This is a genomic window from Glycomyces sp. NPDC021274 (genome assembly GCF_040641195.1).
Taxonomy (GTDB): domain Bacteria; phylum Actinomycetota; class Actinomycetes; order Mycobacteriales; family Micromonosporaceae; genus Glycomyces.
Genome location: NZ_JBFADC010000001.1, coordinates 312,237 through 329,757, shown reverse-complemented (window position 1 = coordinate 329,757; position 17,521 = coordinate 312,237). Strand labels below are relative to the sequence as shown.

Annotated in this window: 16 protein-coding genes; 7 read left to right on the top strand and 9 right to left on the bottom strand. The window is 68.3% G+C overall.

What is annotated here, in order from left to right:
• Positions 1-17 precede the first annotated feature (17 nt).
• Positions 18-776, bottom strand: a complete 759-nt coding sequence (locus tag AB0I03_RS01400; protein WP_360404554.1) for a helix-turn-helix transcriptional regulator — start codon at positions 774-776, stop codon at positions 18-20.
• Positions 777-852: 76 nt separating this feature from the next.
• Here AB0I03_RS01400 and AB0I03_RS01395 point away from each other — a divergent pair, with 76 nt between their 5' ends.
• Complete coding sequence (locus AB0I03_RS01395; RefSeq protein WP_360404551.1) at positions 853-2,013, top strand: MFS transporter; 1,161 nt, start codon at positions 853-855, stop codon at positions 2,011-2,013.
• A 4-nt stretch (positions 2,014-2,017) separates the two neighbouring features.
• On the opposite strand, the gene AB0I03_RS01390 is transcribed toward AB0I03_RS01395, so the two are convergent.
• From AB0I03_RS01390 to AB0I03_RS01375, 4 genes are all read right to left on the bottom strand, one after another.
• A complete protein-coding gene (locus tag AB0I03_RS01390) occupies positions 2,018-2,785 on the bottom strand; it encodes an ATP-binding cassette domain-containing protein (protein WP_360404548.1) in 768 nt (255 codons plus the stop codon).
• Positions 2,782-3,789, bottom strand: a complete 1,008-nt coding sequence (locus AB0I03_RS01385) for an iron chelate uptake ABC transporter family permease subunit (protein WP_360405888.1) — start codon at positions 3,787-3,789, stop codon at positions 2,782-2,784. Before AB0I03_RS01385 ends, AB0I03_RS01390 begins: the two co-directional genes overlap by 4 nt.
• Positions 3,790-3,842: 53 nt before the next feature.
• Positions 3,843-4,889: an ABC transporter substrate-binding protein gene (locus tag AB0I03_RS01380; RefSeq protein WP_360404545.1), complete on the bottom strand. Its 1,047-nt coding sequence runs from the start codon at positions 4,887-4,889 to the stop codon at positions 3,843-3,845.
• Between the two features lie 231 nt (positions 4,890-5,120).
• Entirely contained in the window at positions 5,121-6,149 is a 1,029-nt protein-coding gene (locus AB0I03_RS01375) for a LacI family DNA-binding transcriptional regulator (RefSeq protein WP_360404542.1), read from the bottom strand.
• Between the two features lie 254 nt (positions 6,150-6,403).
• Between AB0I03_RS01375 and AB0I03_RS01370 the strand changes: the two genes are divergently transcribed.
• The 3 genes from AB0I03_RS01370 to AB0I03_RS01360 all read left to right on the top strand — a co-directional run bounded on the left by AB0I03_RS01370 (position 6,404) and on the right by AB0I03_RS01360 (position 8,640).
• Positions 6,404-7,225 carry an SGNH/GDSL hydrolase family protein gene (locus tag AB0I03_RS01370; RefSeq protein WP_360404539.1) on the top strand — a complete coding sequence of 274 codons (822 nt, stop codon included), beginning with the start codon at positions 6,404-6,406 and terminating at the stop codon, positions 7,223-7,225.
• Positions 7,226-7,364: 139 nt separating this feature from the next.
• Positions 7,365-8,180 carry an SGNH/GDSL hydrolase family protein gene (locus AB0I03_RS01365; RefSeq protein ID WP_360404536.1) on the top strand — a complete coding sequence of 272 codons (816 nt, stop codon included), beginning with the start codon at positions 7,365-7,367 and terminating at the stop codon, positions 8,178-8,180.
• A 55-nt stretch (positions 8,181-8,235) separates the two neighbouring features.
• Positions 8,236-8,640, top strand: coding sequence for a YchJ family protein (locus AB0I03_RS01360; RefSeq protein WP_360404533.1), 405 nt, complete (start codon positions 8,236-8,238; stop codon positions 8,638-8,640).
• 10 nt (positions 8,641-8,650) lie between these two features.
• On the opposite strand, the gene AB0I03_RS01355 is transcribed toward AB0I03_RS01360, so the two are convergent.
• From AB0I03_RS01355 to AB0I03_RS01345, 3 genes are all read right to left on the bottom strand, one after another.
• A complete protein-coding gene (locus AB0I03_RS01355) occupies positions 8,651-11,701 on the bottom strand; it encodes an ATP-binding protein (protein ID WP_360404530.1) in 3,051 nt (1,016 codons plus the stop codon).
• Entirely contained in the window at positions 11,698-12,345 is a 648-nt protein-coding gene (locus AB0I03_RS01350; protein WP_360404527.1) for a hypothetical protein, read from the bottom strand. The genes AB0I03_RS01355 and AB0I03_RS01350 overlap by 4 nt, the downstream gene beginning before the upstream one ends.
• Positions 12,346-12,449: 104 nt before the next feature.
• Entirely contained in the window at positions 12,450-13,457 is a 1,008-nt protein-coding gene (locus tag AB0I03_RS01345; protein ID WP_360404524.1) for a CBS domain-containing protein, read from the bottom strand.
• 119 nt (positions 13,458-13,576) lie between these two features.
• Between AB0I03_RS01345 and AB0I03_RS01340 the strand changes: the two genes are divergently transcribed.
• The 3 genes from AB0I03_RS01340 to AB0I03_RS01330 all read left to right on the top strand — a co-directional run bounded on the left by AB0I03_RS01340 (position 13,577) and on the right by AB0I03_RS01330 (position 16,318).
• Positions 13,577-15,019 carry a TIGR02710 family CRISPR-associated CARF protein gene (locus AB0I03_RS01340; protein ID WP_360404521.1) on the top strand — a complete coding sequence of 481 codons (1,443 nt, stop codon included), beginning with the start codon at positions 13,577-13,579 and terminating at the stop codon, positions 15,017-15,019.
• Positions 15,020-15,123: 104 nt separating this feature from the next.
• Complete coding sequence (locus AB0I03_RS01335; RefSeq protein WP_360404518.1) at positions 15,124-15,690, top strand: TetR family transcriptional regulator; 567 nt, start codon at positions 15,124-15,126, stop codon at positions 15,688-15,690.
• Between the two features lie 85 nt (positions 15,691-15,775).
• The gene (locus tag AB0I03_RS01330; RefSeq protein WP_360404515.1) at positions 15,776-16,318 is read left to right on the top strand and encodes a hypothetical protein; all 543 of its coding nucleotides are present in this window, start codon (positions 15,776-15,778) and stop codon (positions 16,316-16,318) included.
• A gap of 41 nt (positions 16,319-16,359) precedes the next feature.
• Here AB0I03_RS01330 and AB0I03_RS01325 read toward each other — a convergent pair whose 3' ends face one another.
• Entirely contained in the window at positions 16,360-17,487 is a 1,128-nt protein-coding gene (locus AB0I03_RS01325; protein ID WP_360404512.1) for a hypothetical protein, read from the bottom strand.
• Positions 17,488-17,521: the final 34 nt, after the last annotated feature.

Genomic DNA, 17,521 nt, shown 5'->3' with positions numbered 1-17,521 from the left:
GATCAAGGCAATGGGGGCTACAGGCGAAGACCGGGCTCGCGCCGCAGGTACTCGCCCGGCGTGACCCCGAACGCCTCCCGGAACGCCCCGATGAACGCGCTCGGGCTCGCGTACCCGCACGCCCCCGCGATACGCGTGACCTGGTGTCCCTCCGCGAGCAGCACGAGCGCGTGGTGCAGCCGGAACTGCCCGCGCCACTGCGCGAACGTCATCCCCGCGTGCTCCCGGAACAGCCGGCTCAGCGTCCGCTCGGACGCCCCGACCGCCGTCCCGAGCTGCGCCAGGGTCCGCCGGTCGCCCGGATGCGCCTCCAGCAGCGCCACCACCTCCCGCAGGCGCGGGTCCGGCAGCGCGGGCAGGAACCGCTGCGGCGCTTCGACACCGCGCAACAGATCGAGGACGACCCGCTCGAGGCGCCCCCGCGTGCCCGCCTCGAGCCCGGCGTCGTCGGTCAGGCACGTGACCGCCTCGCGCAGCAGCGGCGTGAACGCCAGCACCGTCGGGCGCCCGATGAACGGCCCGGGGCCCTCGGTCGCGAAGAGGATCGCGCGCATCTCCGTCGCTCCGCACGCGCGGTGGGCATGGTCCTGGCCGGCGGGCATCCACACGCCCTGCGAGGGCGGCACGACCCACACGCCCGAGGCCGTGAACACCCGAAGCACCCCGCGCCGCGGGTAGATCAGCTGGTGGCCGTCGTGGCGGTGCCAGTCGATCCGCTCGAGGTGCGTGAGCATCCTGATGGGCCTGCTCGGAATGACGTGGCCGTCCATCGACATAACTCGGCAGAATACCGTTAGCCGGAGGCGGTGGCGAACCGGAATCCTTGGGCCATACCGACAAGGAGCACCGAGCATGACCCAGACCGCCGCCCCGCCCGCCACCCAGGAGGCCGCCCCGTCACCGCTGCGGCGCATGTGGCTGTGGGGCACCGCCCACGCCGTCGACGACCTGTACCAGGGGCTGGTGCCCGCCGTGGTGCCCTACTTCGTGTTCGACCGCGGCTACGGCTACGTCGCCGCCACCGGCCTCACCCTCGCCGCCGCGCTCGGCGCGTCGATCCCGCAGCCGTTCTTCGGCGTCCTCGTCGACCGCCGCCGCCTCGACTGGTTCGCGCCCGCCGGCGTGGCCCTCGCCGGGATCGGCCTGGGCCTCGCCGGACTCGCCGGGCCGTACCCGCTGGTGCTCGCGCTGCTCTTCCTCTCGGGCCTGGGCGTCGCGATGTTCCACCCCGCCGCAGGCAAGGGCGCCCGCGAAGCCGCGGGCGACAGCGCCGCGGGCATGAGCATCTTCGCCGCGGGCGGCTCGGTCGGCTTCTTCCTCGCCCCTGTGCTCGCCACGCCCGCGCTCATGGCGATGGGCGTCGGGGCGACCGCCCTGTTCATCCCGCCCGCGGTCCTCATCGCGTTCGTCATGATCCGCCACCGCACCCGCACCACCGCCGCAATTCCGAAGGCCCGCACGGGGCACGACCGGTGGGGACCGTTCGCGGTCCTCACCGGCATCGAGGTGGTCCGCTCGATCCTGTGGGTCGGGATCATCACCTTCCTGGAGCTGTACTGGATCCGCCACCTCGGCGCGAGCCACGCCGTGGCCGGCATCGCCTTGGCGGGCTTCATGCTCGGCAGCGTGGTCGGCACCCTCCTCGGCGGGCGCCTCGCCGACCGCTTCGGCGCCGTCCGCACCACCCGCATCGGCGGGGTGCTGATCATCCCGCTGCTGGTCCTGCTGCGGTTCACCGCGGACGAGTACGCCGCCGTGCTGGTCGTGCTCGCCGTCGGCATCGCGATCAACATCCCGTTCGCGGTGCTCGTCAAGCTCGCCCAGGACTACCTGCCGACCCGCCCCGGCACCGCCGCCGGCGTCACGCTCGGCCTGGCCATGAGCGCCGGCGGCCTCTTCGCCCCCGCGTTCGGGCTCGTCGCCGAGCACCACGGCCCCGAAGGGGTCTTCACCCTCGTCTGCGCGGTCCCGCTGATCGCGGTCGTCCTCGGGGCGTTCCTCAAGCGGCCCTGAGCCTTCAGGCCCCCGGACGGAAGACGATCAGCGGCCGCCCCGTGGAGCCGTCCACGGTGACATGGGCGTCGACCTCGTAGACCTCCGCGATGAGCGCCGGCGTCAGGACCTCCGCCGGAGGACCCGACGCCACCGCGCGGCCGTCCTTGAGGACCAGGACCGCGTCGCAGAACATCGCCGCGAGGTTGAGGTCGTGCAGCGCCACCACAGTGGTCACCGGCAGCTGCGTGAGCAGCCGCAGCAGCTCGAGCTGGTAGCGGATGTCGAGGTGGTTCGTGGGCTCGTCCAGCAGCAGCTCCCGCGGCTGCTGGGCCAGCGCCCGCGCGATGTGGACGCGCTGGCGCTCGCCGCCCGAGAGCCGGTGCCACAACTCGTTCGCCTTGTCGGCGAGTCCGGTGCGCGCCAGCGCTTCTGTGACCGCCTCGGCGTCGGCCGTGCGGTTCCCGCCGAAGGCTCCGCGGTGGGGGATGCGGCCGAGCGCGACGATGTCGCGCACGGTGAGGTCCACGACGGTGTCGGCGTGCTGCGTGACGGTGGCGATCGTGCGGGCGGCCGTGCGGCGCGGCAACGCGGCGAGGGATTCGTCGTCGAGGGTGACGACGCCCGTTGTGGGTTTCACTGCGCCGCAGAGGAGGCGGATGAGGGAGGACTTGCCGGAGCCGTTCGGGCCGAGCAGCCCGATGGTCTGGCCGGGGCGCGGGCGCAGGGTGACCCCGTCGACCACGAGCTTCCCGCCGCGGTTCCAGGTGACCTCGCGTGATTGCAGGGTCATACCGTCCTCCTGCGGCGGAACATGATCGCGATGAACGCGGGCACGCCGACCAGGGCCGTGGTGACGCCGATCGGCAGCGGCGAGGGCGAGAACGCGACCCTGGAGACCGCGTCGACCCACACCATGAACGCCGCGCCGATCAGCGCGGTGAGCGGCACGAGTCGCAAGTGGAGCGGTCCGGCGAGGAAGCGGGCGGCGTGGGGGAGCACGAGGCCGACGAACCCGACGGCCCCGACGATGCTCACCATCGTGGCGGTGAGCAGGGCGGTGGCGGTGATGAGCACGGCCCGCTCGCGCTTGACGTGGACCCCGAGCGAGGCGGCGACGTCGTCGCCGAACGCGAAGGCGTCCAGCACATGTGCGCGGAGGAGGCACAGCACGACCCCGGCGAGCGCGGCGAGGCCGCAGAGGACGACCCCGTTCCAGCGCACCCCTTCGAGCGAGCCGAGCAGCCAGAACATGACGCCGCGGGTCGCGTCCGAGTCCGCGAACGCGAAGATCACGAACGAGGTGAGCGCGGAGAACAATTGCGTGACCGCGATCCCGGCGAGGATCAGCTTGTCGTCGCCGCCTCCGGTCAGGCGCGCGATCGCCAGGACCACGGCGAAGGAGACGAGCGAGCCGATGAACGCGCCGCCGGGCAGGCCGAGCCCGCCCGCGCCAACGCCGAGGATCGCGACGACGACCGCGCCGGTCGAAGCGCCCGAGGAGATCCCGAGGACGTACGGGTCGGCGAGCGGGTTGCGCAGGAGCGACTGCAGGATGAGCCCGCACAGTCCCAGGCCGGCCCCGCAGGCGGCGGCCACGAGCGCGCGCGGCAGGCGGTCCTCCCACACGATCGCCTCTTTCGCGACCCTGACGGGGATCTCCGCGCCGGCGAGGTGGTTGAGGAGGATGTCGCGCACGTTGACGAGCGACACGTCCGCGGGCCCGAGCGTGATCGCCGTGCCGATCGACGCGACGAGCACCGCGACGGCGGCGGCGCTGACGCCCAGGAACCGCAGCCGCGCCCGGCCCCGGTGTTCCGGGGCGGGCGCGGTGGTGGTGGGGCTGAGGGTCACGCGTCGCCCTCGAACGACTGCAGTGCCGCCGAGAGCTTCTCGAGGCCGTCGACCAGCTGGATCGACGGGTTCATTTCGGCGCCGTGCAGCTCGACGTACCGCTGCTCGGCGACCGCCGTGAGCCCCTTCGTCACCGGATCGGACTCGAGGAACTCGATCTTCTCGGCCGCCTGGTCGCCGGGCCACCGCTCGCGGCTGAGGTCGGCCATGACGATGACGTCCGGGTCGCGGTCGACGAAGTCCTCCCAGGTGGTGGCGGGCCAGTCGTCGTCCTGATCGGCGAAGACGTTCGTCGTGCCCGCCTCGGTCGCGAGGAGGTTCGCGGAGCCGAGCCCGCCGGCGACGTACGGCGTCTTGAGGTCGGAGAACCAGAACGCCACCGACAGCCCTGAGGCGTTGATGCCCTCCAGCGCCGTCTGGCGGCGGGTTTCGAGCTCGTCGACGAGGGCCTCGCCGCGGCTCTGGACGTCGAAGATCGCCGCGAGTTCGCGGATCTCCTGGTAGAGCGCGTCGAAGGTGAGCGCGTTGGTGCGGGTGCCGCCGCCGTTGACGCTGATGTCGCCGTCGCAGTCGGTGGGGGAGAGGTACGCCTCGATGCCGGTCTCGGCGAAGCGGGTCCGCTCGGCCACGCCGCCTTCGGCGTAGTGGCGCCCGAAGGAGGCGGTCACGAAGTCGGGGTCGGCGCCCATGACGACCTCGTAGGTGGGAGCCTCGTCGGCCAGGCGCGGCACGGCGTCGTTTGCGTCGGCGAGGTTCTCGAGGACCGGGTCGGTCCAGGACGCGGTGCCGACCATCCGGTCTTCCAGGCCCAGCGAGAGCAGGATCTCGGTCGCGTTCTGGTCGAGGGACACGGCCCGCTGCGGCGCGGCGTCGAAGGTGACCTCCTGGCCGCAGTTCGCCACCGTGAGCGGGTAGGCCGTGGCGCCCTCGCCCGCCGCGGCCACGGTCTCCGGCACGGGCTCGGACGCCCCGCAACCGGCCAGGACCGCCAACAGGACCGATGCGCTGACCGCAATGGACGATGCGCGAACGCCGACACTCATCGATGCATTCCTTTGCTCGGGCAGAGGGGGCGCCGACGGCCGCCCCTCGCCACGAGACCTTAGGTAAGGCTCGGCTAACTAAGATGAGGCGGGTTCGTGATTGAGGCCATTGCCACAATCGTCCGCACTAGCGCGCTCCACCCGCGGCGGCCAGGGTATCTGTGCCCGCGTTGCGGTTGGGGCCGCTCCCTCGCTCAGGACTGTGCCCCGTTGTCCCGCAGGGGTGAGCGTTCAGCGCGGCGGTGCGGTCGACTCGCGGATCACGAGGCTGGTCGCGAGCTGCACGTGGTGCGAGTCGGGGATCTTGCCGGCGGCGAGGTCGAGCACGGTGCGCGCGGCGACCCGGCCCATCTGCCGCAGCGGCTGCTTCACCGTGGTGAGCGGCGGTTCGATCCACATCGCGTTGTACGTGTCGTCGAAGCCGACCACGCTCAGGTCGCGGGGGACTTCGAGGCCGCGCCGGCGGGCGGTGCGGATGACGCCGACGGCGATGCTGTCGCTCGCGGCGAAGATCGCGGTCGGCGGGTCGTCGAGGTCGAGCATCCGGTTCGTGAGGACGGCACCGGTCTCGGCGTAGAAGGTGCCCGCGCCGGTGAGCGCGGGGTCCACTTCGATCCCGGCGGATTCGAGCGCTTCGCGGTAGCCGTGGAGGCGTTCGCGCGCGGGCAGCGACCCCGGCGGGCCGCCCGCGAAGCCGATCCTGGTGTGCCCCAGGTCGAGCAGGTGCCGCGTGGCCTGGACGCCGCCCGCCCAGTTCGTGGCGCCGAGGCTCGTGACGCGCTCGTCGAGCGGGTTGGCCGGGTCGATCACGACCAGCGGCAGGCCCAGCTGGTCGCACACGTCGATCTCGGCGGCGGTGAGCTGCGCGGTCACCAGGACCAGGCCCGCGGCCCCCTGCGCGGCGATCGCCTTGATGCGGTCGACGCCGAGCGGGTCGTTCTGGCCGGGGGTCTCGGCCTCGAGCGAGCTGGTGACGGTCTCGACGCCGAGCTCCCTGCCGCCGCTGATGAGCCCGTCGAGCACGTACACGGCGTACATGTTGAGGAGCGTGTCGAAGACCGCGTGGATCGTCTGGGGCGCAGGGGATTCGCGCGGGCCGGTGCTCGGCACGTACTCGAGCTGGGCGATGGCCTCGCGCACCGCCTTGCGGGTCTCGTCGGCGACACCGGGGCGGCCGTTGAGCACCTTGGACGCCGTGGCCTTCGAGACGCCCGCGCGTGCGGCCACCTCGGTCAGGGTCGCCCGGGGGCGGTTGCTCATCTGCTGCACCTCTTCGGATCAGGTGCGGCCATTCTAGCCAGAACTCGAAACAGTTTCCAAACGGATGCCGAAACAGTTTTGATTCCGGGAGGATCCGCTCCGGAGAACGACGTCGCGGCGGGCGGACGTGACGCAAAGTCACGCACCATTTCTATTGCGACACAATGGACTTCCCTGTCTATAATGACGCCGTCCTCCGGCGGGGAGCCCTACCCGGGCCGACCCGCCGGCCCTGTCGACAGCAAGGAGACCCCGTGTCCTTCAAGGAAGGCAAGCCGCGCCGCGTCCTCGCCCGCGTCGCCGCAGTCGCGGCCGCCGCCGGCCTCGGCATCGCCGGCCTGGCCGGCTCCGCCTCGGCCGACATCACCATCCAGCAGTACGTCGCCCTCGGCGACTCGTTCGCCTCCGGTGTGGGCGCGGGCGACTACGCCGACGACGGGTCCGACTGCTACCGCTCGGCCAACGCCTACGCGAAGCAGGTCAACGTCGAACTCGGCGAACGACTCTGGTTCGAGGCCTGCTCGGGAGCCCGGGTCGAAGACGTGGTCGCGAACCAGCTCGAGCACCTCTACCGCGTCAACACCGAGCACGTCACCATCGGCGTCGGCGGCAACGACGCCGGGTTCTCGTCCGTGCTGGGCGCCTGCGCGGGCACCGACACCGCGCTGTGCAAGACCGCGATCACCAACGCGCGCAACATCATCACCGGTTCCCTCCCGGCCGAGCTCGACGACCTCTACACCCAGGTCAGGAACCGCGCGTTCTCCGCCGAGATCGTCGTCGTCGGCAACCCGCGCCTGTTCAACGAGACCGCCTGCTCCGGCGCGCTCGCGATCACCCCGGAGGAGCAGGCGCTGCTGAACGACGCCGCCGACCTGCTCGCCGAGACCACCGCCGCCGTCGCCGCCGACCACGGCTTCGACTTCGCCGACCCGCGCGCCGCCTTCGAAGGCCACGGCGTGTGCTCGGCCGACCCGTGGATCCTCGGCTACACCGGGACCCTCGAGTCCTTCCACCCCAACGCCGCCGGCCAGGACGCCTACACCGACGTCGTCCTCCCCGCGCTCGACTACTGAGGCAACCGGAACCGGCCCCGCGGGAGTCTTCTCCTCGGGGCCGGTTCGCGTTCACCGCCACTTCGGACCGGCGCGCGACACTGCTCTGACCCCCCAGGGGACGGGCCTCCCGGGCCCGTCCGCAACCAGAAGGAGACCCATGTCCCGACACTCCAGCAAGCGGCTCGCCCGCATCCTCGCGGCCGCGGCCGTCGCCGGCATCGCCGCCGCGTCGTTCGCCTCCCCGGCCTCGGCCGGCCACACCTGGTCGCCGCGGTACGTCGCCCTCGGCGACTCGTACGTCTCCGGTGTGGGCGCGGGCGACTACGCCGACGACGGCACCGACTGCTACCGCTCCGCGAACGCCTACCCGCAGCTCGCGGCCGAGGCGATGGGCGCACGCCTGTCCTTCGACGCCTGCTCGGGCGCGCGCGTCGAGGACGTCGTCGCCGAGCAGCTCGGCAACCTCACCTGGCGCACCCGCGAGGTCTCGATCGGCGTGGGCGGCAACGACGCCGGGTTCTCCTCGGTCCTCGGCGCCTGCGCCGGGACCGACACGGCCCTGTGCAAGGGCGCGATCGCCAACGCCCAGGCCGTCATCACCGGTTCACTCCCGGCCGAGCTCGACGACCTCTACTCGCAGGTCGAGGACCGCGCGCCGTTCGCCGACGTCACCATCGTCGGCAACCCGCTGCTGTTCAACGGCACCGCCTGCTCCGGCACCCTGGCGATCACGCCCGAGGAGCAGGGGCTGCTGAACGAGACCGCGGACCTCCTCGCCGACACCACCGCCGCGGTCGCCGACGAGCACGGCTTCCTGTTCGCCGACGTCCGCGACGCCTTCGCGGGCCACGAGATCTGCTCTGCGGACCCGTGGATCCTCGGCTACACCGGCACCATCGAGTCCTTCCACGCGAACGCCGCCGGCCAGGCCGCGTACGCCGAGGTCGTCACCCCGTACCTCGAAGACTGCTAAAAGGACGCGCCGCACCGGCCCCACGGCCGGTGCGGCGCTCCGGCACAATCCCGGTATGCCCCGACGCATCCGTCAGACGCGCCCGTGCCCGTGCGGCACCGGCGCCGCGTACACCGCCTGCTGCGGTCCGCTGCACGCCGGCACCGCGAAGGCCGCCACCGCCGAAGCCCTCATGCGCTCGCGCTACAGCGCCTTCGCCATCGGCGACGCCGCCTACCTCCTGCGCACCTGGCACCCGGCGACCCGACCCGAGCACCTCGACCTCGACAGCGACGGCCGCCGCTTCACCGGCCTCACGATCCTCGCGACCACCGGCGGCTCCCCGCTCCACACCCAGGGCACCGTCCGCTTCCGCGCCGACTACACCGACGCCGACGGCCCCGGCTCCCAGACCGAGGACAGCGCATTCGAGCGCATCGGCGGCGACTGGACCTACGTCGACGCGCTCACATTCGATTGAGCTCGGGCCGTCATTCGCGAGACAGCGCTATGACTTCTTCAGCCGTGAGCGCGCTCGGAGGGTGATAGCTCAGGCACATCGGCGCGGCGACCTTGCGCAACTGGCGGCCTTCGGCTCGAAGATAGAACTCCCCTGAGTTGAGCGAGGTGCTGGTGAGTGTCTTCGCCTGCTTAGCGCTGACCATCTCCTTCACGGCAGCTATCTGCGTCGGGCTGTTGAGGTACCCGAACAGCTGGGTGGCGCAGTTGCCGGTGATCTGGTTGTGGATGCCGCGCGGCGCCTGCGTGGCGAACACCAGTCCAAGGCCGTACTTGCGTGCCTGTGAGGCCAACGCCAGAGTGCTGCCCGTGCACGGTGTCATCGCACCAGCAGGGGCGAACGTCTGCGCCTCGTCCATGACGAACAGGCCGCCCAGCGGGCGCCCGGCAGCAGGGTGACGCTTGATCCAGGCGAAGAGCGCCATCTGGAGCTGGTTGACGAAGTTCTGCCGCTGCTGCGTATCCGGAAGGCCCACCAGGCTCACTACAGATATGCGGGCCCGCCGTCCGTTCGACGGAGTAAGCAGCTCGCCGGGGTCGAGAGCCGGATTCGATCCGCCGAACAGTGAGTCGTTAATGCGGCTGGCCTCCAGATTCTGCGCCATGCGGCGCGCTATCTCCGGAGCCTTCTCCAGGCCTGCGACCACGTCGGCGGGGAACTCGGCGAGTAGTTGGAGATATCCGTCCAGACCCAGACCTCCGCGCCTGGCGTAGTGGGATAGCCCTTCACGAAGCACCGCCTGCCCCTGCTCTTGCTTCTCACCGGTCCCGTCGACCTTCGCTCTGGGTGCGAGGGTCGCCACTGCAGTGTCGAGGGCCGCGCTGAGCTCGTCGGCGTCGTCGAGGACGGCGCCGAAATCCGGCAGCGGCTGGAAGCTGATCGGGCGCCCCTTCTCCACCCGGGGCGTCCACACCACGACCTCCACTGCCTTGAAGTACTCGTCCGCTTTTCCGTGATCGGAGGCGGTCCAACCCGAAGGACTCGATGGCCAGGGCAGCTTCAGCCGAGCCAGGTCGTTGTTGGGGTCGAGCACGATCGAGGACACACCACGGAGTGCGGTCTCCTCGATCAGGCGGCGCAAGAGCACCGTTTTTCCGGACCCCGAGCCGGCAAAGACCGCGACGTGCTTGCGGAGCGCTTCGAGGTCGATGGCGGCATCGTCGCCGTCTTCCAACGCGCCGAACGAAATCTGCTTGTCCGAAACTGCCACGGGCAGGTCGAGCGTTGGAGGTGCGATCGGCGGTGGTTGCCCTCCGTGCTCATCGAAGATCTCCTGCATCAAACGGGTGCTTCCGGCCGGGCGCGCCTTGGCGAGCCAGGCCCGCAGGCCCGACGGAGCTTCATTGCGGAGCGCCTTGAGTGCGGCGAACACACGCAGATCGTGATGGTCGGCTTGCACCATCCGGCCGCCGCCCCGCTTGAACAGGTCGACGGCGGCTACCGAGGCCCGAGTCATGAGCGGGGTGTCAGAGGTCCGGATGAGCACGGCTTCGGCGCCATCCTCCTCGGCCATGCCGGACTGCTCAGTCAACCAGTTCAGACGACCTTTGAACTTCATCCCCTTCGAGTCCGCAACGGCCCGCAGGGCCAACCGGCGCTCGCCGACCTTGACTTCGACATGTACACCGCAGTGCCTGGGCGCATATCGCGGCAGGGCCAGGATGTCGATGCCCTTCTCGATGCCGAAGCAACCCAGAGCCTCGACAAGCACCTCCGGGATGCTGCTGTCTTCGGTCGCAGGATCAATCAAGTCGTAGATGTCCGCCGCTTCGAGCAGCTCGGCAAACCGCTGCGAGATCGATTCCGGGTGTTCGGGCTGTGCCGCCGGCTCTGGTGCGGGCGTGGAGGTCGCGCGAAAGCTGGTCAGCGGAGTGAATTCACCAAGATCGAGGCAGGAATGGACGTGGTCCGCAATCGCCCGGAGGAGCTCACGAGGCTTCATGCCGTCGGCGGTGTCGAAGGCCTCCTTCGCCACCGGCCACGTCGGCCACTCCGGCTTGCAGCCGGAACCGGCGAAGCAGGAATCGATGTGGGCGGCGACGATCGCGCGCGCCGCATCCTTCGTCAGGCTCGCATCGAGTCTGCGAGCCGAATCGAAGCGCCCGTCCATCGACTTGACGCCGAATGCCTGCAATTGGACCCATGAACTCGGCAGGCAGGAGACGACGGTGAACGTACGAGGCGAATACTCGTTGAAGTTCATCAGGCCGTTGGCGAGATCGCTCAGGCGACGGCGACTCCTGTCGCGGTCCGCTTCATTGACCTGACCTTTAAACTCCTTGACCAGGCTGTCCACCTGGTCGATCGCGAACAGCGTCGGGCCGCACAGCGCCAGTACTCGCGCGATCGCCAGCACAGTGTCCCGGGCAGAATGCTGCGCGGTGTCGATCATCCACTTCGTCCGCTCTCCACGCCTGCGCGCTCCCCGTGCCGAGAGCCAGGCGTCTGCGACGACCCGGTCCTTGTTGCTGTCGGAAGTCCGGAGGCAGAGGACTCTGATCGCATCCCGGCTGATGTCGTCGAGTTCGTTGAACTTGGCGCAGGCCGCGTCCACGATCGCCTCGACGGCTTCCGGCGTCGGTGCGCCGTCCAAGACCGGCATCTTGTCCGGCTCCGGGACTGAGATCAGGCTGAAGAACTGCTGCAGGAACGCATGAAGCTGGGACTGGTCCTGATTGATCCTCTTCGTGAGGCTCTCATGGTAGGAGCGAAGCACAGCAGTCTCGAATTCACCGCTGCTATCGGCGTCGAACTGGATGAAAAAGCCGTTGCGTTCGGTGGTGTGCATGCGGAGCTGCCGCAGCTGGTGGGTCTTCCCTGAGCCGTCATCGCCGTATATCACAGCGCCGGGGACACTGGTGTAGTGGGATCGCGTCGCCCTATCCAAGCCGCGCAGGAGGTATTCGTACGTCTTGCTGTTGTGCATGGAGACATGGGCTTTGGTGTCGCTCCAGATCGCGCCCCGATGCACGGTGTAGTCGAGTTTCAGCAGGTCGAGGGTTCGGTGTTCCTCAGGAGTCATTCCGCCCCGATCGCCAGGAAGTGCTTCGGGTCTCCAGCGATGTCAAGAGCCGCTTCATGGTCGACCGGCTTCAGCGCTTTGCGATTCGACTCGCTGATGAGATGGATGACTTTATTCGAGTGCATGATCGTGAGCGTCTCATCGAGGTGGTTGCGAGGGACGTCAGTCAGCGCAGCGCGCAGTTCCCGCAGCGGCACCCAGATCGAGCGGCCTTCGGCCAGTTTGCGGTACGCGTCCCCGATCGAGCTGGAGACCTCCTCGTCGATCTGCTCGGCGCTGAGATCTTCCTTCGCGTCGAACACGACGTCCGCAGTGAGGTGATTCCTGCGCAGGAACCGGTGCACGGCATTGAAGACTGCATAAACGACGCGAAGGTTCAACGGCGACTTCGGGTCGGCTTCCCCGGAGAGCTCGGCCAGCGACCGTTCACGGCCCGCCGCTGTAAGCGTGTAGAGCAGCGCAGTTGATCCCTTGGCTTGAATGGCGGTCAGGAATCCCGCCTCGATGAGATGGATTCGCTCTGATTTCTCGATGCCGAAGCCGAAGGCGGACCTGAGCTCCTTGATCGAGACGTCGATGGAAGGTCGGTGGACGAGGAGGGCGAGAAGAATGAGTCGTTCGCGTTGCGAGAGGGCGACCTGCATGGCTAATGCTCCAGACGGGGGAGGGGGCGGAGGGATGCGGATATGGATGGTAGTGGTTCGGTCACCTGGAATCTGTCAGATCATGGACAGTCCTCAGTCGGCGCTCAAGTCAGGTTTCGCAGTGTCGCTTCAAATCTGGCGATGTCTTCCAGATCCGATTTGCTGGGCGGATCGGGGTAGAAGTGAGCGAGGTGGTTTCGGATCCGGGCGGTCTTCCGCATCATTTTGTAGAAGTACTCTTGCGGCAGTTGCCATTCGAGCATCTTCCAGTACCGGCCCTTGAGCAGGTGGGCATATGCGCCGAGCGTCGGAGAATCGCCGTCTCGGCTTCGGTTGGGGATCGCATGCGCCTGCTTGAGCTCGGCGTGGCTGATGCGCGCGAGTACTCGTTGCCGTACCCGCAGTTCGATGCTTTCGATGGTGATCAGCGGTGCGAGCCTCGACGAGAACTCGGCGGCAAGGTCGGCAGTGGTGATGATGCCGCAGGGCTTCCCGTCGGTGGAGCACACGAACCCGTAACCCGTATCCCGCAACTCCTGTTCGACGTCGAAGAGCGGCGTCTCGGGGCGGAGGTGCCGGACATGGTCGTACGCTTCTCCGACCGTTGAAGGCCTGGCCCGGAACGACGCTTGAGCGAGGCTGCGTTCGCTGATTGCGCCGAGGAGATGGCCCTGAGCGTCCAAGACGCCGAGCTGCGAGTATCCGAAATGCGTCATCTTGGTGAGCGCATCGGCGATGGAGTCATTCAGCTCGACGCACTCGACCTGCTTGTTCGCTTGCGGCAGCGCCTTGACCTGGAGCGACGCGGTGTTCGGAAGATCGTGTTCCTGATCTTCCTGGAGCTCCTTCGGGTCGACTTCCTGCGTCCCACTGCCTTGAGTGGCGATCAGGGAGACCTCGCTGTTGATCCACACGTCTATGAATGAGGGGCGTGTGGTGAGTCCGCGTTGGTGCAGTTCGGATCGGATCTTCTCCACAGCCTCAGGGGACCGTCGTTCGAGTTTCCAGAGTGCGAGGAGTTCCCTAACGGTGAGTGTGACTTGTTCGCCCGCAGTTGCCTTGTGCAGCAGATTATCGCGATCGGAATCGGATGCCTCTTGGTTCAACTCCATCGATCCACGGTAGCGGAACGCGCAGGAGTCCGCTTGCCCCGCAAGACGTTCACCCATTCGGGTGAACGACGGTCATATTGGAGGGTGCAATCTGGCCGGAGAGCCGCTACCCTGGGTCGGTGACAGACGCAATGCAGCGCATGGCTCTTCGATACCGGAAAATTTACGACGCGGAAGAGACCTACGACGGTCTGGGAACACCAGCAGAGCAGGCCAGCAAGTTCAAACGCGCCGAGATGGTGCCCTTGATGGTCGATAGGATCCGCCGCGACCCGGATAAACCGGACATGGGAGAAGTCGACCTCTTGATCAGCCTCTCCGGGTTCTCTCCCGAGACCACGGTGATGGCCTATGAATACCTGCAGCCGAAGCGACTGCTCGTCATCGGAACCGAGCAGGCCTTCGACGGAGTCGATTTCATCCAGCAGACGCTGCGGCTCACCGCCGCACGTTTCGAGTGGCAGTGCGTGAACCCGGCCGATCCCCTGGAGATCTACAGGGAGGTCAAGACAGCCGTCGACAAAGCGACATCGCGCTCCGATACGCGGCCCAACATCATCATCGACATCACCGGCGGCAAGAAGGTCATGAGCGCTTCGGCAGCGTTGGCCGCCTCCCAGCTGGACCTGCCGATGTGCTACGTCGAGGGCGAAGCCGATCCGTGGACCAAGCAGTCTGCCCCGGGCACGGAAAAGCTCATTCCCCTGGCGAACCCGACGAGGTTGTTCGGCGACCGAGAGATGGATCGAGCTGAGGATCTGCTCCGGCATGGATCCTTCGGCGCGGCGTTCGACCTGTACGAGCACCTGTCCCAGACCTCCGATCGCCCAGCTCGGGCGCGCTTCGGTCGCGACCTCGCCAACTGCTACAAGGCCTGGTGTGATTTCGACAGCGAGCACTTGCCCGAGCGTGTCGCCGTCCTGCGGAAGCGGCTGGTGGACCCGGGCTACGCACCCGATGCCGTGGTCGCTGATCACGTGCGTGCCCAGCTGGACTTCCTCGAAGCGCTGGGTGAGGACCCGGGCGGACCAAATCTCACCCTCAACTTCTACCTGATGGGGACGCATTACCGAAGCCAGGAACGGGACGAGTTCGCCCTCCTCCTCTACTACCGCACCCTCGAGCACTTGCTCTGCCGCCACCTGGAGGAGCGTGCACCGGGATTCGCCTGCGACAAACCTGATTGGGCGCTTCTCTCCGAGGACAAGGCGCTCTTCGAGCAGCGGTACCGGGATCTAGCCCAGCAGGTCTACCAGCAGCCCGCCGAACTGCCGCGCCGTATCGGACTGACTGATGCGGCCGTGCTCCTCAACGTGCTGGGCGACGAGGTGATGACCGCGTTGGGCCTCGACGAGCTCAAAGCGCTGCGGCATCTCAGAGGCATCGTGGAGGGGCGAAACAGGTCGATGCTCGCACACGGCACTGCAAACGTCGATGCCGAGTTGATCCGGACCTTCCAAACCTATGTGCTGCAACTGATGCGTCGCTACTGGTCCTCGCAGTTCGATGTACGGGATCTGCCCGAAACGATTGACAAGCTGCGATTCGTGAGACGGATCTGAGGAGTTCAGGAGGCGCAAGTCGTCGAATACTTGTCGATGTTTGGACGCGTGTCTAACCTCGTCGGGTGAGCCTCCCGACTCCACCACCCGCCAAAGACCGCCGGGTGCGACGAACCCGCGCCGCCCTCCTGGGCGCCGCGACCGCGCTGGTGAGCGCGCGCGGCACCGCGAACGTCCCGGTGTCCGACATCGCCGATGCCGCCGGAGTGAGCCGCCAGCTCGTCTACCTCCACTACGGCGACCGCGACACCCTGCTCCTGGAGGCGGCCCTCGACCTGGCCCGCCGCGAACTCACCGAACCCTGGGAGGACTGCCCGGGGGAGGCGGTCGGGCGCGACCGCGCGCTCGCGGTCGCCCGCCACTTCGCCGCCCACCAGGGCTTCTACCGGGCCATGTTCGCGACCGCGAGCGCCTTCGCGCTCAACCAGGTGGTGAGCGGCCTGCTCGTCCCGCTGCGGCGCGAGTCCCTGCTCGCCCGGTTCGGCGAGTCGGTGCCGGCCCGCACGGTCGACGACCTGGCCGTGTTCGTCACCGGCGGCGGCGCGGCCCTCATGGCCGCCTGGCTCGACTCCGGGGAGGACCCGCTCGACCCCGAGGCCATGGCCGACCGCCTCCAGTCGATCGGCCGCCTCCTCACCACCGCCCTCGAAGCGCACGCGCACCGCACCTGACCGCCCCGACGCCCACCTGGCGAAGGCGGCGGCCCCGGCGTCACCTCGGTACGATGAGCGGCGAGGGCCGACCCGAGGAGCGCTGATGGACGAAGACGGACTCAAGTCGGTCGCCATGCTGCTCCAGGCGCGGGGCGAGATCGAGGCCCGCATCGCCGACATCGTCGGCCGCCCGCTCGCCCACGGGCACCTCTCGGACTGGATCGCCGCGCAGGTCTTCGACATCGAGCTCGAACCGGGCGGGGGCCACGCCGTCGACGGCTGGTTCCGCAGCGGCCCCTTCGCCGGCCGCACGGTCAACATCAAGCACTACACCCGCAATGAGGGCCTGCTCGACCTGGTCGACACCGACGAACTCGAGCACTACCTGGTCATGACCGGCCCGCGGACCGCCGCCAGGCCCGGGACGCACCGGCCCTGGAGCATCGACCACGTCTACCTCTTCGACGCCTTCGAGCTGACCCAGGCCCTGCGCGCCTATATGCGCCGCATCGGCACCGCCACGAGCGTGCGCGCCGAGCACTGGCACGCCGCCGAGGTCTACCCGCGCGCGGCCCACCCCGGGTACAAGCTCAGCCGCGTCCAGGCCGCCGCGCTCGAAGGATTCGGCTCCGCGCCCGCCCGGTGACCGTCCGGCGTTCCCTTGAGATATGACACTGTGCTTCCTTCTTAGATCAGGGGCCACTCGACCGACGTGATGCCGAGCAGGGCGAATGCCGCTGCAGCGATGAGCAGCGCCAGGCCGACGATCGGAATGAGGCCCCGAACCGTGGGCTGGATACGTTGGACGCGCTCCTGGATACCTGCTTCTGCCATACGTCGAAGCTCGGAATCCGGATCGCCATCGTCGTCGAAGGCGTCGACCTTGCCCCCGAGCTCTAGCATCACCACGGTTCTCGATGGATTCGCCAGCACCACTACCAGGTCGCGAAGTACGGCTCGAGTCTCCTCAGGCAGTTCAGCAGCAATATTTCTATGTGACCTGGCATACCGCCGGAGGAAGCGGCTCGTAGCGAGGAGCACGTACATGTCGGCCGACTCCCCGTCCCCACCGTTTCGCCGACGCGCCCGAGCTCTCCGCATGGCTTCGCCCCGAAGGAGACCGGGGAGCCGGCTGCGGCGGATGCGCATGTTCGAGATCGATTCAGCGGCAGGCGGGAGCAGCACTAGAACGACCTCTTGGAGCAACCTGCCTTGCGTGTAGCGCTTGCGGGAGAACTGGCGGACGCCCCACATCGCCACGACCGCCCCCAAAGCCATGCCGAACCCGAATGTCTGTACCTGCTCGTCCGCTCTGTGGCTTGAGACAATGACGAGGTACAGGAAGCCGGCTTCCAAGGTGGTGCCTGTCAATACCGCCATCGGCCCCACGAATCCGAATCGACCGAGTTCGTGCCGGCGTTCTCGCAGTTCGCGCTGGTCTAGTTCCATGCCCAGGTCGGCCAGACCGGTGAAGTACCGCTTGTCCTTTCGCGGACCTTCGAAGTTCCATTTCAATGAGCCGAGGCTGAGCAGAACTAGCGATACCCAGTACGTCCCGGCCAGCCCGATCAAGACTGGCCAGTACCAGCGGACAGGTTCGGCAAGCGACGGCCAGGTGGCCAGAGGGTGGATGATGGCCGCTGCGATAGCGCTGCCGAGCAGACTGACACCGACTGTCCATACGCGGTGCGAGCGTGCGGCAAGCCGGCGGGAGACGAAGTCGGTCAGAAAGGCCGCAGTGAAAGGCAGCGCGAATAGGGCGATGCCCAGGCAGGCGCTGCCGATCAGTAGGCGAAAGTACTCCTGTAGCCCCATGTATTCTCCTCGGTTGCAAGCTGTGATCGTGGGA